This is a genomic window from Xylophilus sp. PBN-3R, assembly GCF_057747805.1.
The window spans coordinates 942,288-958,221 of the sequence record NZ_CM173225.1; the positions used below are offsets into that span (position 1 = coordinate 942,288).

Below are 15,934 nucleotides of genomic sequence, written 5' to 3' on the forward strand. Positions count from 1 at the left end.
TCTCCGGTTAGGAAGTCGCGATGCCTGGAAGATTGCCTCGGTTGGATTGGATTCGCCATCGGATCTGCGCGTTCGCCGATGGCTCGATGGCCCGGTGGCGATGGTGAGGCTGCAGATCCGACTGTGCCGTTGGGTCGGCAAGCGCTACGTGTGGCTCCCGGTTGAATAGGGGAGCGGGGCGGATTCTAGGGTGTCGAAATATCGCGTCAAGTATAAGGAAATGCTTTTATATGCAAAAAATTGTGAGTAAAGATCAAAAAACAGGCGCTCACTAAGCTGTCGCACGGCGTCAGGCGCTGCGGTCGGGCCCGGTCCCGTTCATCGCCCGCACGGTTTTTATGGTTACCCTCGGTCCATGCCTTCCGCGCCTTCCACATCCCGCCCGTCCTGGCTTCGCGCTTCCGTCGCAACGGCCTGGCTTCTGGGCGGCCTGGTCTTGCTATTGACATTGGCCTGGATGGGCGTTCCGCCCCTGGCGCGCTGGCAAATCGAAACACGCGGAACCGAGAAGCTGGGTAGGGCGGTAACCGTCGCCAGGGTCGGTTTCACGCCCTGGAATCTGCGCACCACCCTGGAAGGCCTGGAGGTAGCCGGCTTGCCGGATGCCAGGGTGCCGCAACTGCGGATTGGGCGGGTGAGTTTCCGCACGGCCCTGTCGTCCCTGTGGCAGGGCGCGCCCGTGGTGGAAGAACTACAGATCGATGCACCGCAGGTTCACCTTGCCCGGCTGGCGGCCGGCCGCTACGACATCGACGACCTCGTCACCCGGTTGTCGACGCCGACCTTGCCGGACCGTCCGCCGGCCCGTTATGTATTACGCAACTTCCGGCTTTCCTCGGGCAGCGTCGATTTCGAGGACCGCGCCGTCGCCGGACAACCAGCACGACACACGGTGCGCGACCTGCAACTCGCGCTGCCGGCGCTCAGCAGCCTGAACGCCGACCGCGACAGCGAAGTCGCCCCCACGCTGGCTTTCACTCTCGACGGCAGCCGGTTCGACAGCAGCGTCGAAGCCCTGCCGTATGCCGAACTGCGTAAGGGGGAAGCCAGCCTTCACGTGGACGGGCTCGACCTGGAGCGGCTGCAAGGCTACTGGCCGGCAACGCTGCCACTGCGTCCGCAATCCGGTTTGCTGGACGCGCGGCTGAAGGTGGCCTTCGTGCAGAACCCCCGACCCGCCGATGCGGTGTTCGATATTTCCGGCGACCTGGTGTTCAGGGGGCTGTCGCTGCAGGCGGCCGACGGCCACGAGGCGCTGGCTGCGGATTCGTTGTCCGTGCAGATCGCCCAGTTGGCGCCGCTTCGGCAAAAGGTGCAGCTCGGCCACATCGAGCTGGTGAAACCGCGGCTGAAAGTCGCACGTGATGCCGCCGGGCGTATCGACCTGCTGCCCGCCGCCGCGCCGCCTGCCGCCGGACCCGAGGCCGCATCGCAGCCCTGGACGGTCGATGTCGCCCGTTTTGTCGTGAAGGGCGGCCAAGTCGACTGGCTCGATGCCATGGCGGCCAGTCCGGTTCAGATGACGCTGCGATCCCTCGAGCTGGACGCTGCCGCCATCGCCTGGCCGATGAAGAAGCCCGCCGAAGTGCGTGGCAGCGCCGAACTGCCGGGTTCAGGCGGCCCGGCGCGGCTGGATTGGTCCGGCAGCGCAGGTCTGGAAAGCGGCCGGATGAAACTGCAGGCCAAGGGCGTGCAACTGGCCTGGGCGCAGCCTTATCTGCAAGGCCGTCTCAAACCTGCGCTGCAGGGAGCCCTGGGTGCGGACGCCACCGTCGCCTGGTCGCCGGCCGGCGTTCGGATTCAGGCGTCGGCCGTCACGCTGGAAAAATTCGCGCTGGTGCAGGCCGGCAAGGCGCTGGTCGGCGCAAGCCGGGTGGCACTGAAAGACCTGGTGCTGGACACCGCCCAACGCAGCGTGGACATGGGCCGGCTCGACGTCACCGCGCCGACAGGTCTGGTCGCGCGTGACGCCAAGGGCGGCTTCATGTTCGCGGACTGGCTGGCATCGCCCAGGGCGACTGCGGCGAACGCAGCAACCGCATCGAACAGCGAAAAAGCCGGCGCGCCCTGGCGCATCGCCCTGAAGGCGCTGCAGTTGCAAGGCGGACAGCTCGGCTGGCGTGATGCGCGGACCAGCCGCCCGGTGGCGCTCGACCTGTCGTCCTTCAACCTGCGGGCGGCCGATCTCGCCTGGCCGCTGCCGGCCGGCAACCGCGGTTATGCGGTGCAGCTCGAAACCCAGGTCGCAGCCGGCCAGACGTCGCCGGGGACCCTGAAATTCAAGGGCACGGTCGCGCCCGACCCGCTGCTGCTCGATGGCCGGCTGGACACCACTCGCCTGCCCGTCCAGCTGCTCGAACCGTATTTCGGCGACACGTTGAACGTGCAGCTGGTGCGCGCCGACCTGGGTTTTGCCGGCACGTTGCGGCTGGCGCTGCCGCCCGCCGGCATGCAACTGCTGGTGAAGGGCAATATCGACATCGACAACGGCCGGGTCGACAACGCCACACCCGACACGCCGGCCGCCTCGCCCGGTCCGGTGGTCCGGGCCGGCGGCGTGCTGACCCCCGGCGCCCGCCGGGCCGCCAGCCTCTTCACCTGGAAGACGCTGCAGTTCCGCACCGCCACCATGAAGATCGCGCCCGGCCAGCCGCTGTTCTGGGGTGTCTACGAAACCTCGCTGGGCGACTTCTTCGCACGCCTGGCCATCGACGAGAACGGTCGGCTCAACCTGCGCCAACTGACCCGCGCGCCGGCCGGTAAACCCGTCGGAACGCCTGCGCCGGCATCGAAACCGGCAAGGGAAGTCGGCCCGCCGGAACTGCATTTCGGCGAGATCCACCTGGCCAACGGACGGGTGCAGTTCACCGACAACTTCATCAAGCCTTCCTATTCGCTCTCCCTGAGCGAACTCGAGGGTGTGCTGGGCGCCTTCGATTCGGTGGGCGCGGTCTATCTTGAACCCGCCATGGCCACGCTGGACCTGCGCGGCAAGGCCGAGGGTTCGGCCAGCCTGGAGATCAAGGGAAAACTCAACCCGCTGGCCAATCCGCTGGCGGTCGACGTGGTGGCCAGGGTGAACGACCTCGACCTGCCCGCGCTGTCTCCTTATTCGGTGAAATACGCCGGCTACGGCATCCAGCGCGGCAAGCTGAGCATGGAAGCGCATTACCAGATCCAGCCCGATGGCCGGCTCACCGCCACCAATTCGCTGCTGCTGCGCCAACTGGTGTTCGACGAACAGGCCGACGGCGCAAAAAGCAATCTGCCGGTGCGGCTGGCCGCGGCGCTGCTGGCCGACAGCAATGGCGTGATCGACCTCGACCTGCCCATCAGCGGATCGCTCAACGACCCGCAGTTCAGCCTGGGGCCGGTGATCGGCAAGGCCTTGCTGAACCTGTTCACCCGCATCCTCACATCGCCGTTTTCGCTGTTGAAGAGCGCTTTCGCCGGTTCGTCGGCCGCGACGGAAACCGTCGCCGTGCCCTTCGCCGTCGGCAGCGCCGAGCTTTCGGTCGATGCGCAGAAGGGGTTGGACGGCATCGCCCGGTCGCTGGCCGCCAAACCGGTGCTGCAGCTGACCGTGTCCGGCACTGCCAGCAGCGAAACCGAGGCCGACGGTTTCCGCCGCGAGCGCCTGCGCCAACTGGCCCGGTTCGAGAAACGCCGCGCCCTGATCGCCGCCGCGCCCACGGCCACGCCGCCCGCCGTCGCCCAGGTAACGATGACACCGGCCGAATATCCGGCGCTACTGAAGAAGGTCTACGCTGCCACCGACATGCCCAAGCCGCGCAATCTGGTCGGTCTGGCCAAGGATGTGCCGGTCGAAGAGATGGAGCGCCTTCTATATGAGCAGATCGACGTGACCGACGAATCGCTGCGCGGGCTGGCCCTGCAGCGCAGCGTGGCGGTGCGCGATTACCTGTCGGCGCACGGCGTTCCGGTGTCGCGGGTTTTTCTCGGGGCCGTTCGGCTCAACGAAAAAACCGGCGACGGATGGTCGCCCAGCGCGCAGCTGCGCCTGTCGCTGCCCTGAAACCAACTCCTGGCGGGGTCGTTTTTTTGCATGCCGGAACGTCGGTTGCAGAGCGTCATCCCCAGGCTTTGAAATAACAGCGAAAATAGACGGTTCCGCGTAATGGCTTAGCCGCCATCTACGACCGAGTTTTGGCTCCCTTTCCCCTCTCGAATCATCATGTCCGACGCATCCGACGCCAATCAGGCCCAGGCCAAGAACACCGAGGCGCATCCTCTCGACGCGCTGACCGGCGGGGCGTTTTCCGCGCCCACGTCCGGCGAACGCGCCGCCCGCGTGCGCGAATGGCTGGCCGGCAATCCGTCCACCGAACAGATCCAGGAAGTCTTCAAGGAACTGAGCGTGCGCGACAAGGGCGCCGCCCGCGCACTGCGCGAACGCCTGGACGAACTCAAGCGTGCCAAGGGCCAGGAAGCCATCGCTGCCGAATGGGCCGAAAAAGCCCACGCGCTGCTGGCCGCTCCCAAGCTCAACATCGCCGACGCCATGGGCTGGCAGCGTGACGCCGCCAAGGCCGGAGCGCCGCTGAGCCGCGAACCGCTGGCTGCTCTCAAGGCCCAGGTGGCCGAACGCATCCGCACCATCGAAGACCTTCAGCACCGTGTGCAGGTGCAGCGCGAAGCGGCCGTGCTGCTGTCGCAGCGCATCGACGTGCTGTCGACCAAGCCCTGGCGCGATGCGCAGACGGCCATGGAAACCCTGCGCAACGACGTTGCCCACTGGCAGCAGCAGGCCGAAGGCCTGACCGGCGACGCCAGCTGGGCCAGCGTCGAAGCACGTTTCCCGCCGCTGCTCGACAGCTCCAAGGCCCAACTGCTGGTGGTGTGGGATGCGTTCCAGGGTGCCGTCACCGCCACCGAAACCGCCGCGGCAGATGCCGCCGCGCCGCTGCCGCCGGTGCCGGTCTGGGCCGATGAAATCACCGTCGCCCGTGGCGGCGTGCCGGTCGCGCTGCAGTCCGCAACGCCTGGCGATGCCCCCGCCGCCCGCGAACCGCGTGAACCCCGCGAGCCGCGCGCCCCGCGTGCGCCCCGTGGTGAAACCGACCCGGCCGTGCGCGAAAAAGCCGAGACCGCCGTGCGCGAAGCCCTGGTCAAGCTTGAAAAAGAAACCGCCGAAGGCCACGGCAAGGCCAGCGTCGGCGCTGCCACCGCCCTGCGTGCGGTGCTGAAGGAACACGGCCGCCATGTCGGCGACGCCATCGAGGCGCAGGTGCATGCGGCGCTGACGGCGGCAGGCGAACTCGAAGGCTGGTCGCGCTGGCGTTCGGACCAGCTGCGCGAGGAGCTGGTGACCAAGGCCGAAGGCCTGATCAACCGTCCTGAAGGCCAGGCCCTGGGCGGCCGCAAGATGCAGGAAACCCTGCGCACCCTGCGCGAGCAGTGGAAACAGACCGACCAGACCGGCCCGGCCAACCACGCGCTGTGGAAACGTTTCGACCACGCCTGCAACGAAGCCCACAAGGTGGTCGAAGGATGGCTGGACAAGGTCAAGGCCGACGCCGCCGAACATCGTTCGCAACGCCTGGCCCTGATCGAGGAGTTGAAGGCCTGGGGCGCCGAGCAGGCTTCCGGCACCGACTGGAAATCGCTGCAACGCGGCCTGCACCAGTTCGCCGACCGCTGGCGCGATGCCGGCCATCTCAGCGAGAAGGCCTTCGGTGAAATCATGCCGCAGTGGAAGCAGGCTTTCGCCGCCGCCGCTGCCCCGCTGGAAACCGCGCAGAAGCAGAGCAACGAACGCCGTCAGGCGCTGATCGAGGAAGCCGTTGCACTGGGCGCTGCGCCCATGCTGCGTATCGACGCGGTGCGCGCGCTGCAGCAGCGCTGGCAAGCCGAGGCCCAGGCCGTGCCGCTGGACCGTCGCCACGAGCAGAAGCTGTGGGACGCCTTCCGCAAGCCGCTGGACGAAGCCTTCCAGCGCAAGGGTGCGGAACGTGAAAAGGCGCAGGGAGCCGTCAGCGACCACGACCGCATCGTGCTGCAGGCGTCCGACGCCCTGCGCGCCGCCAACGACAGCGGTGACGTGCAGCAGATCCGCACCGCCATGGCGGCGCTCGAAGCCGCCATCAAGGGCCAGCAGGCCGCAGTGGCCGCTGCCGGTCCTGCGCCAGTCGCTGCCGCTGCCGCTGCTGCCGTTCCGGCAGAAGACGCAACACCTGCCGAAACATCGGGTGAGGCATCGGCAGAAGGTGGCGAAGCACCGGCCGAGGCCGCTGCGCCGGCACCCGCAGCCAAGGCCGCACCCAAGCCGGTGGTGGCCGTGCGCCGCGCCGACGACCGTCCGGGCGGCCCGCGCGCCGAGCCCGCAGCCGCTGCGCGTGGCGGCAAGTTCGGCAGCCGTGATGGCGGACGACCGGGTGGCCGTGACGACCGTGGTGGTCCGCGTTCCGGCTCCGACCGTCCGGGCCGTTTCGGCGACGCACCGCGTGAAGACCGTGGTCCGCGGCTGGGCGACGCCGCCTTCCGCGCACAACGCGACGCCATCGAAAGCGCCCAGGCGGCCCTCCGCAAGCTGGCTGCCCAGGCGCACGGCGAAGCCCTGACACAACTGCTGTCGGCATGGGAACAGCGCGACGCAGCCCAGTTGCCGGGCGTCCAGGCCTTCGGCAACCGCGTCAGCCCGGCGGCCCGTGCGGCCTGGGCCCAGGCGGTCGCTGCCGAACCCAAGGCTGTCGCCAAGGAAGCGCTGCTGCGCCTCGAAATGGCGGCCGAAGTGCCGACTCCGGCCGACCAGCTGGAAGCCCGTCGCATGCTGCAACTGCAACTGCTGACCCGCCGCAACGACCCGCCGCCGGCCCAGACCTGGGCCGTGGACACCACCGCGGTGTTGTCCGGCGCCAGCGATGCGGCCACCGCTCGTCGCCTGCAGAACGCACTGAAGGCGCTGCTGCGCAGCTGAGGCGAAGCCGGTCCGAAACCCCTGTGAAAGGGGTTGCTGGATCCGCCAAACAAAAAGGGCTCCCTCGGGAGCCCTTTTTTGTTGCCGAAGCAGACGTCTTAGACGCGCTTGCGGTATTCGCCGGTGCGGGTGTCGATTTCGATGCGGTCGCCCTGGGCGACGAACAGCGGCACGGGGATTTCGAAGCCGGTGGCGATCTTGGCGGGCTTCAGCACCTTGCCCGACGTGTCGCCCTTGACGGCGGGTTCGGTCCAGGTGATTTCACGTTCGATGCTGGTCGGCAGTTCGACCGAGATGGCCTTGCCGTCATAGAACACCACTTCGACAGCCATGCCGTCTTCCAGGTAGTTCAGCGCGTCGCCCATGTTTTCGGCTTCGACTTCGTACTGGTTGTAGTCGGTGTCCATGCAGACATACATCGGGTCGGCGAAGTAGGAATAGGTGCATTCCTTCTTGTCGAGGATGACCTGGTCCATCTTGTCGTCGGCCTTGAAGACCACTTCGGTGCCGAAGTTGGCGATCAGGCTCTTGAGTTTCATGCGGACGGTGGCCGAATTGCGGCCGCCGCGGCTGTACTCGGTCTTCAGGACGACCATCGGGTCCTTGCCGTGCATGATGACGTTGCCGGCGCGGATTTCTTGAGCGATTTTCATAACGTTGTCTGCTGGTTGGCCGCAGGGCGGCAGGCCCTGAGAACCGTCACGGCACCGGTTGGTCACCGGGTCGAACAGCGGGCTGAATTTAGAAAAGCCTCTGATTTTACCGCTTTCACGCGTTGAGGTCATTTCGGGCAGACTGTCGGGCGTTTCCTTGACTCCCGCATGGATTTCATCTTGACCCAGACAGCACTCGAAGACATTGCCGCAGCCCTGGTTGCGGCCCGCCGCAGCGGCATCCCCGCCGACGAAGCCCCCTGGTCCGCCACATTGCTCCCGCAGTCGGATGTGTACCGCATCCAGGATCTTGTTTCGCAAGCCATGGGCTGGAATGCCGACTCCGGTCAGCCCACGCAGTGGAAGGGCGGCGGCCCCGGCCCGGGTTCGGTCGCAGCATTCGCCCAGGTTCCTCCGCCGTGGACGGCAGCGTCACCGGCCACCCTGAAAGCCACCGACTTCAACCGGCTCGGCATCGAGATCGAAGTGGCCTTCCGCCTGGCCCGCGACATCGGCCCGGAAGACCTGGCCCTGCGCACCGCACACGACCCGGCGGCCTTCCTGGACGCCATGGCGGTCAGCATCGAGCTGGTCGATTTCCGCTGGAAGGGCCAGCAAGAGGTGCGCGCCGAATTGCGTTCCAGCGACCTGCAGTCCAATGCCGCCCTGGTGGTCGGCGAATGGACGCCTTTCCGCCCGGTCGACTGGGCCGCCCAGGTCGCCACGCTCGAGGTGAACGGCCGGCAGGTCGGCCGATACCGGGGTGCGCATGCGGCCGGCGACCCGCTGTGGTTCGCGCCGCAGTGGCTGGAACACGTGGTCGCCCGCCACGGCAGCCTACGTGAAGGCAGCGTGCTGACCACCGGTTCGTGGTGCGGCATGGTCTGGCTCGACGGGCCTTCGGTCGTCAAGGCCGGCTTCGACGGCATCGGCGAAGCGCAGCTGACGCTCGCCTGATCGCCCGGGCTGCTAGCCGACCGTCTGCCGGGACGACCGAAAACTGCCTTCGGTCGCGGTCTGCGCCGCGCCGGCAACGGTGGACAGCACACCTTCGAAACGGACGATCACGCTGTCCCAGTCCAGCGCCTGGGCGCTGGTGCGTGCGGCCAGGCCCATGTGCAGACGCAGGCCGGCGTCGGCTGCCAGGGCCCGCGCGGCCGACACGAAGGCGGCGCGGTCACCCATCGGCGCCAGCAAGCCGTTGTGACCGGATCGAATGAGTTGCGCCGCGGCCGCGTAATCGAAGGCCACCAGGGGCAGGCCGCTGGCCATGGCCTCGGTGGTCACGTTGCCGAAGGTCTCGGTCAGGCTGGGGAACAGGAACATGTCGGCCGACGCGTAATGTGCCGCCAGGTCTTCGCCGTGGCGCTGGCCCACGAAGATGGCGGCCGGGCAGCGCGCCTGTACCTCGGCGCGTTGCGGCCCGTCGCCCACCATCAGTAGCCGGGCGCGGGGCTGGTCGCCACGGATCGTCCCGAACGCGGCCAGCAGCGTGTCGAGGTTCTTTTCCTGGGCGATGCGGCCGACGTGCGCCACCACCAGGTCGTGCGGCGCCACACCCCATGCACCGCGCTGCGCGGCGCTGCGGCGCTGCGGCTGGAACTGCCGGGTATCGACCCCGCGTGTGACCACCATCAGGTTGCGGAAACCTTCTGCCTGCAGTTCGCGCCGCAACGCCTCGGTCGGCACCATGGTGCAGGCGCACAGGTTATGGAACTTGCGCAGGTACGCCATGATGGGTTTGCGCAACCAGCCCACGCCGTAGTGGCTGCTGTAGGCGTGGAAATTGGTGCGGAAGTCCGAACACACCGGCAGCTTCAGGTGCAGCGCAGCCTGCAATGCGGACCAGCCCAGCGCACCCTCGGTGGCGATGTGCACCACGTCCGGCCGGTTGCGCGACCACAGCTGCACCAGCGCCCGTTTGGACGGCACACCCATGCGCAGGTCCGGGTAACGCGGGATCGGCAAGCCGCGCATCAGCACCTCGTGATAACCGGCATGGCTGGCAGCGGCATCCACCCGGTCCTGACGAGGGCGGATCAGCTGCACGTCGTGGTTGCGGCCGTGCATGCCGCGCACGATGCGCGCCACCGTCATCGCCACGCCGTTGACCTCGGGCGGGTAGGTCTCGCTGACAAACGCCACCCGCAACGAGCGCTGAGCCGCCGGATAGTGTTCGACGACGAGTCCCCCGGGCGCGGTGGCTGTGGCGATGTCGAATGCGGGCGGCATGCCACGAATGCTGCGCGGCTTGTGCAACAGAACGGTGACGTTCGCGCGTCTTTTGCTCAAAACCGCCGTCACGCCGCTTTCATCCGGGCTGGCCATCATTTCGTCACGTCGGCCGCGCCGGTCGGCGGCCATCCAACCGTTCCATCCATCGAGGTGTGCCGTGAACGAATTCTTCAAGACAGTCGCCGTGCAGCGCTGGGACGACCACCGCTTCTATCACCACAGCCGCATCAACCAGAGCCTGCATCTGCTCAGCGCCGTGTGTTTCGTCATCGCCTATGCATTGCTGTTCGTGCACCCGGCCTGGGCCGCGTTACTGGCCTGGTGTGTGTCGATGACCAGCCGCCAGGCCGGCCATTTCTTTTTCGAGCCGCGCGGCTACGACCATGTGAACCAGGCCACCGACGCCCACAAGGAAGACATCAAGATCGGCTACAACATCCGCCGCAAGGTGGTGCTGATGGCCATCTGGGTGTTGATCCCGGCTGTCGTCTGGTGGCAGCCCACGCTGTTCGGCCTGATCGAGCCGGGCGCCGATCTGATGGCTTACCTGGACCACGTCGGCCTGGCCTGGCTCACCCTGGGTGTCGCCGGCCTGGTCTTCCGGATGCTGCAGTTGTGGATGCAGCAGGGCCTGATGACCGGCCTGGCCTGGGGCTACAAGATCGTCACCGATCCGTTTCATGACATCAGGATGTACCACCGCGCACCGCTGCACCTGATGCGCGGCGAACTGATCGACCCCATGCTGCACGTGCGGCATGGGTGAGAGGTTTCAGGAACCGTTCCTTCAGCATTTCCTTCAGCAGGCCGCGGCGGATGCCGCGGTTGCTGAGCCCGGCGTCCTGCCACCACCAGCCGTCCTGCTGCATGCGCGTGGCGGCAGCGACGAAACGCTGCAATACCGCGTCGAAATCGGCATCGCTGTAGTTCAGGCTGAAGATCAGCCGGCCGGTGCCCACCCAGCTCAGCGCCAGGCCTTGCTCCCGCAGGTAGTACTGCAGCATCCAGTTGTAGCGAGAGGGTTCGGTATAGAGCACCGTCCAGATGGACGACAGGTTGGCCACCCGCACCGGCAGGTCCGCCGCCGACATGGCCTGGTTGAAACGCGCGGCCCGGCCATCCCAGCGGGCATCGAGGCCTTCGTAGATCTGCCGGACGGCCGGCGTCTCGATGCGGTCCAGAAAAGCCTTCATCGCCCCCATCACATACGGATGCGCATTGAAGGTGCCTCGGGCAAAACAAATGTCGACCGGCCGGTCTTCGCGGAACCTTCTCATCAGCGCCCCCCGGCCGCACACGACACCCACCGGCAGCCCGCCACCCAGCGTCTTGCCGTAGGTGACCATGTCGGCCTGCACACCGAAATATTGCTGCGCGCCGCCTGCAGCCAGCCGGAAGCCCACGAACACCTCGTCGAAGATCAGCACGATGCCGCGCTCGGTGCAGACCTGGCGCAACCGGTGCAGCCAGGCGGTGTAGGCCGCGCGGTCGAAGGCCGCTTTTCGGCTGCTGTCCAGCAGCGAGGAATCACCGGGCGCGCCGATGTTGGGATGCAGCGCCTGCAGCGGGTTGACCAGCACGCAGGCGATGTCGCGCCGGCTGCGCAGCACCTGCAGACTGCGCTCTTCCATGTCCTTGAGTGTGTAGGTCTCGCGCGGCGGCAGCGGGTTGCCGGGGCCTGGCTGAACGTCTTCCCACCAGCCGTGGTACGCACCGCAAAAACGCACCAGGTGTTTGCGCCGGGTGTGGTACCGGGCAAGGCGCACCGCCTGCATCACCGCCTCGGTGCCGGACATGTGGAAAGACACCTCGTCCAGCCCCGAAATCGCCTGCAGCCGCTCGACGTTTTCCGCCACGCAGGGGTGATAGGCGCCCAGCACCGGCCCCAGCGGCGCAGCCAGGGCAGATCCTTCGGCGATGCAGTCGCGGTAGAAGTCCACGCCGAACACGTTGACGCCGTAAGAGCCGGTCAGGTCATGAAAACGCCGGCCGTCCAGGTCTTCCACCATCACGCCGTCGGCCGCCTGCAGAAAGCTCCCGGTCGGCAGCTGTTCGCGGAGGTAGGGGCTGTATTGGAAGGGCACGCGGTAGCTGCCGGTGAACTGCAGGTCCGAAATGCCTGCGCGGGCCCGGGCCGTCATCGCGATGCTGCGTTTGTGGCGGTCGGTCAGCACGGCCGACAGCCGGTTGAAACCGGCCAGCCGCTGCTGCTGCACCGCCAACGGCGCGCCGTCCGATCCAAAAAATCGAGCCTCGTCGTAGGCATATCCGGGAATCCATCCCGCCAGCCGCTTGGCCATGCGCGAATGCCCGCCCAGCGAACGGTGTTTGGCACGCGAAAGCTGCAGGCGCCGGCGCGCGGCAGGCAATGCCCAGGCCATGGCGGCGAGGGCGACGGCAGAGAGAGCGAATGTTTCGTTCATGGCTTCGAGTGGCCTCTTTGTTCAGCGATCTCCCACATGTATCCGTATTGATTGACAGGACCGTGAAAAATGAATGCCTTGCGTCGAATCCTCCAGCAGGAAGACCTCAACTTCCTGCTGACCAATCGGGTGCCGCGCCTGCTGATCACCCGCTGGATGGGCTGGTTCAGCCAGATCCGCAACCCGCTGGTCTGCCGGATTTCGATCGCCGTGTGGCGGGTGTTCACCGACCTGGATCTGTCGGACGCCCGCAAGAAGAAGTTCAGCAGCCTGCACGACTGCTTCATCCGTGAACTGGTTCCAGGCGCGCGGCCGGTGGACGCCGACGCCGATGTGTTGACCAGCCCCTGCGACGCCATCGTCGGCGCCTGCGGTTCCGTGCAGGCAGGCCAGGTCTTTCAGGCCAAGGGTTTCCCGTATGCGATGCAGGACCTGTTCGGCAGCAGCCAGGACAGTCGCGTTTTCGAGGGCGGCCGCTACGTCACCCTGCGGCTGACATCCGCCATGTACCACCGATTCCACGCGCCGGCCGACTGCACCGTGGACCATGTGACTTTCATCCACGGCGACACCTGGAACGTCAACCCCGTCGCCCTGGCACGTGTCGAACGGCTGTTCTGCCGCAACGAAAGAGCGGTGCTGCGGGCACGTCTGGAGAAGGGAGGGCACACCATCGCCATCGTGCCGGTCGCTGCGATTCTGGTAGCCAGCCTGCGCCTGCATTTTCTGGATCTGCTGCTGCACCAGCGTTATCGCGGCGCCGACGAACTCCCCTGCAAGGCCCGCTTCGCCAAGGGAGAGGAGATGGGCTGGTTCCAGCACGGCTCGACCATCCTGGTGTTCGTGCCTGCCGGGTTCAGCCTGTGCGATGGCATCGAGCCCGGCGCCCGCATCCGCATGGGGCAGGCGTTGCTGAAGGCCGCGGCGCTTCGGCAGACGTACTGAAACAAGTCCCCGGAAGTTGCGGTGAACAATTCCGGTTGCTCCCGCCGCCGGCGTCCTGGAGCGACTCCGAACCGAGGTCCGCTTGAAACTTCTGATGCGCCTGTTTTCCGTGATGCATGGGCTGATGGCCCTGCTGTTCGCCTGTGCCAGTTTCGTGCTGGTCGCCATCGCCGCACATGTGGGATGGGGCGCCGTCTCCGCCGGCTGGGACGAGACCGCCGCGCAGACCATCATCGAAGCCCTCGGCCTGCTGGCGGCCGCCGTCGTGGCGCTGCAGGTGGCAGAGACCATCGTGGAAGAAGAGGTCGTCCGCGAGGCCGACATCAGCGCGCCGACGCGTGTGCGGCGCTATCTGTCGCGGTTCTTTGTGGTGCTGCTGGTGGCGCTTGCGGTCGAAGGCCTGGTGGCCACCTTTCAGGCGCTGCATGAAGACGTCGCGCAGCTTCCGTACGCTGCCGCCCTCATCGCCGCCACCGCGCTCCTGTTGGCCGCCTGGGGTGTGTTCGTCTACTTCAACCGTGCGGCCGAAGAGCTGGAGCCGGAGGCGATGGCCGATGCGAAGGAAGAGGACGACGAACTGGAAAGCGATGAGTCCGCAAAGCAGCCGGCCGAGGTGCCGGAGCGTACCCGGCCTGAGACGTCGAAGCGCGGCACCGGCGGCTGACGCTGCGAGGCAGCGGCTCAAAGAACCCGCAGCACCTCGAACTGATGACGGTTCGGCGGGATCTGTATCCATACCTCGTCGCCCTCGCATTTGCCCAGCAGGGCCCTGCCCAGAGGCGCATCGCTGCTGATGACCTGAACCGGATGGTCGGCGCTCACCAGCTTCATGCTGCCCCCGTCCGGACCAATGAAAAGCCGCTGCTGCCGGTCGTCGCAATCGACCAGGCAGACCAGCGCGCCGACTTGTATGCCCAGGCTGGCGTCGTACGGACGCGGGCGGAACTGCCGCCACTCGGTCATTACCTGCCGGATGGCTTCGGCTCGCCGGGCCTGGGCGGTGGCCAGATAGGCGGCTTCGAGTCCCAGTGTGTCGTACTTGTTTTCGGCGATGTTCTCTTCGTGGGTCGCGGTTTCGTGGGCAGCCAATGCGGCCTGTTCGACTTGCAGCAGGTCTTCGGCAAGCCGTTGCAGCACCTGCTGCTGCAGCAGGAATTTATCCATGGTGAAAGGTGGGGTGGGCATCGTGATCCGGGCGGAATACCTATCGGGTGGAACGCATCATCCGTGCGCCCGCTCCGCCGGATACGGGACGAGTTCCATCCGGTCCCTTCCGGTGCGCTTCGATGCGTAGAGGGCTTCGTCGGCCCGCTTGAGCCAGTGCGAAAGCTCCAGCTCGGGCTGGTCGAACATGGTCGCGCCGATGCTCAGGGTCACCGGCTCAGGCGTCGCGAACATCGAGCGCGCCTGCAGTGCGAACGCCTCGCGCAACTTTCGGCCCAGCGCCTGCACCGCCGTGGCGGTGACGCTGGGCAGCAGCACCACGAATTCGTCGCCGCCCAGCCGCGCGGCCAGGGCGCCGCCGGGCAGGGAGTCGCGGACCAGGTCGCTCAATGTCACCAGCAGGCGGTCGCCGGCATCGTGACCGTGCAGGTCGTTGACCTGCTTGAAATGGTCGATGTCGATCAGCAGCAGCGCGCCGGGGCTGGCAGGCGAGGCCTGGCGCAGCAGATCCGGTGCGCGCTGATGGAGCGCGCGGCGGTTGTCCAGGGCGGTGAGCGGGTCCCGGGCGGCGATCTCCGCGATGCGTTCCTCGCGGCGATGGCGCTCGGTGCCGACCATGGACATCGCGAGCAGCATGACTGCCAGCGCGCCTTCCACCAGCGAGACCAGGATCACCGCGCCACGGAAGCTGGCCAGGTTGACAAAGGCGTCCAGCGCCACGGTCGAGCCCGCCTTAGCGAGGTAGAACAGGCCGTGCGCCAGCAGGACGAAACGCAACTGCGCCGCGCCCAGACTCAGCGCGCCGCCGTGCGGCCGCAGCAGAAGCCCGGCGCGCAAGGTCGTCCCTGCGATCAGCAGCGACTGGATGCCCAGCATCGCCTTGGACCACCAGGGACCGGCGGGCAGAAACAGCATCGCCAGCCAGACGGCGGCCAGCAGCCACCAGGCGCGGGCCAGCCGAACGCGCACGAACCCGGCAACGCCGGCCAGGAACAGCCAGTGGGCGGCGATCAGCAGGCCGTTGGGAAACCAGATGCCGAACAGCACATAACCACGCGAACGCAGCAGGGCCAGAACACAGCCCACGGCAATGATGGCAAACCCGCCGCTCCAGAGCAGCAGCGAGCGTTCGCGAACGCCGTTCCATTCCGCGGCCAGGTACAGCGCCGATGCGGCGGCCATGGCCGAGGTGAGGACGAGCAGGGTAAAGGGGTTGAGAACCATGGTCGATGGATGAAAAAATGTGCTGCGCGCCGGTCTTGGATGGTGGGCGCTGGCCATGATCAGCCACGCTGATCGTATTTATCTCACCGGAATATCCGCAGCCAGTCCGCCATGAAGTCAGGAATGCCGGCGGCGATGGCCTCGGTCTGCCGCTGCAGTGCTTCGTTCAGGAACTGGAGCAGGCAACCGGGTTCGCAGGGCTCCGGATATCTATCAAGACATGGTTTGCCAATAAAGCTTCTGGACGGGGAGCACTGCTACGACCGCCGCCTCTCGAAAACGAGGGGTGGCAGCCCGATCGGGTGGGAAGACCGGAGGGAAATGGCGAGCGGATTCTAAGGCTCCGCCACTCC

General features: G+C 66.9%; 10 protein-coding genes and 1 pseudogene. 6 read left to right on the top strand and 5 right to left on the bottom strand.

Annotated elements, in window-relative coordinates:
- The first annotated feature begins 355 nt into the window (after positions 1-355).
- Positions 356-4,036: a DUF748 domain-containing protein gene (locus AC3ANW_RS04345; RefSeq protein WP_488343979.1), complete on the top strand. Its 3,681-nt coding sequence runs from the start codon at positions 356-358 to the stop codon at positions 4,034-4,036.
- 159 nt (positions 4,037-4,195) lie between these two features.
- Positions 4,196-6,937: a DUF349 domain-containing protein gene (locus AC3ANW_RS04350; protein ID WP_488343980.1), complete on the top strand. Its 2,742-nt coding sequence runs from the start codon at positions 4,196-4,198 to the stop codon at positions 6,935-6,937.
- A gap of 98 nt (positions 6,938-7,035) precedes the next feature.
- Here AC3ANW_RS04350 and efp read toward each other — a convergent pair whose 3' ends face one another.
- Positions 7,036-7,590 carry an elongation factor P gene (gene efp, locus AC3ANW_RS04355; protein WP_488343981.1) on the bottom strand — a complete coding sequence of 185 codons (555 nt, stop codon included), beginning with the start codon at positions 7,588-7,590 and terminating at the stop codon, positions 7,036-7,038.
- A 168-nt stretch (positions 7,591-7,758) separates the two neighbouring features.
- On the opposite strand from efp, the gene AC3ANW_RS04360 reads away from it, so the two are divergent.
- A complete protein-coding gene (locus AC3ANW_RS04360; protein ID WP_488343982.1) occupies positions 7,759-8,547 on the top strand; it encodes a fumarylacetoacetate hydrolase family protein in 789 nt (262 codons plus the stop codon).
- 12 nt (positions 8,548-8,559) lie between these two features.
- Here the strand turns inward: AC3ANW_RS04360 and AC3ANW_RS04365 are convergent, their stop codons facing one another.
- A complete protein-coding gene (locus tag AC3ANW_RS04365; RefSeq protein ID WP_488343983.1) occupies positions 8,560-9,954 on the bottom strand; it encodes a glycosyltransferase family 4 protein in 1,395 nt (464 codons plus the stop codon).
- Positions 9,955-9,982: 28 nt separating this feature from the next.
- On the opposite strand from AC3ANW_RS04365, the gene AC3ANW_RS04370 reads away from it, so the two are divergent.
- On the top strand, positions 9,983-10,591 hold the full coding sequence (locus AC3ANW_RS04370) for a hypothetical protein (protein WP_488343984.1): 609 nt from the start codon (positions 9,983-9,985) through the stop codon (positions 10,589-10,591).
- Here the strand turns inward: AC3ANW_RS04370 and AC3ANW_RS04375 are convergent.
- Positions 10,512-12,248: an aminotransferase class III-fold pyridoxal phosphate-dependent enzyme gene (locus AC3ANW_RS04375; protein ID WP_488343985.1), complete on the bottom strand. Its 1,737-nt coding sequence runs from the start codon at positions 12,246-12,248 to the stop codon at positions 10,512-10,514. The two genes, AC3ANW_RS04370 and AC3ANW_RS04375, sit on opposite strands and share 80 nt — an antisense overlap.
- Positions 12,249-12,317: 69 nt before the next feature.
- On the opposite strand from AC3ANW_RS04375, the gene asd reads away from it, so the two are divergent.
- Together asd and AC3ANW_RS04385 are read left to right on the top strand one after the other, a co-directional pair.
- The gene (gene asd, locus AC3ANW_RS04380) at positions 12,318-13,193 is read left to right on the top strand and encodes an archaetidylserine decarboxylase (protein WP_488343986.1); all 876 of its coding nucleotides are present in this window, start codon (positions 12,318-12,320) and stop codon (positions 13,191-13,193) included.
- 82 nt (positions 13,194-13,275) lie between these two features.
- Positions 13,276-13,776 (top strand): annotated as a pseudogene (locus AC3ANW_RS04385) (hypothetical protein); the annotation flags it as partial.
- Positions 13,777-13,874: 98 nt separating this feature from the next.
- Here AC3ANW_RS04385 and AC3ANW_RS04390 read toward each other — a convergent pair.
- Together AC3ANW_RS04390 and AC3ANW_RS04395 are read right to left on the bottom strand one after the other, a co-directional pair.
- Positions 13,875-14,357 carry a GreA/GreB family elongation factor gene (locus tag AC3ANW_RS04390; protein WP_488343987.1) on the bottom strand — a complete coding sequence of 161 codons (483 nt, stop codon included), beginning with the start codon at positions 14,355-14,357 and terminating at the stop codon, positions 13,875-13,877.
- 57 nt (positions 14,358-14,414) lie between these two features.
- Positions 14,415-15,581, bottom strand: coding sequence for a GGDEF domain-containing protein (locus AC3ANW_RS04395; RefSeq protein WP_488343988.1), 1,167 nt, complete (start codon positions 15,579-15,581; stop codon positions 14,415-14,417).
- Positions 15,582-15,934: the final 353 nt, after the last annotated feature.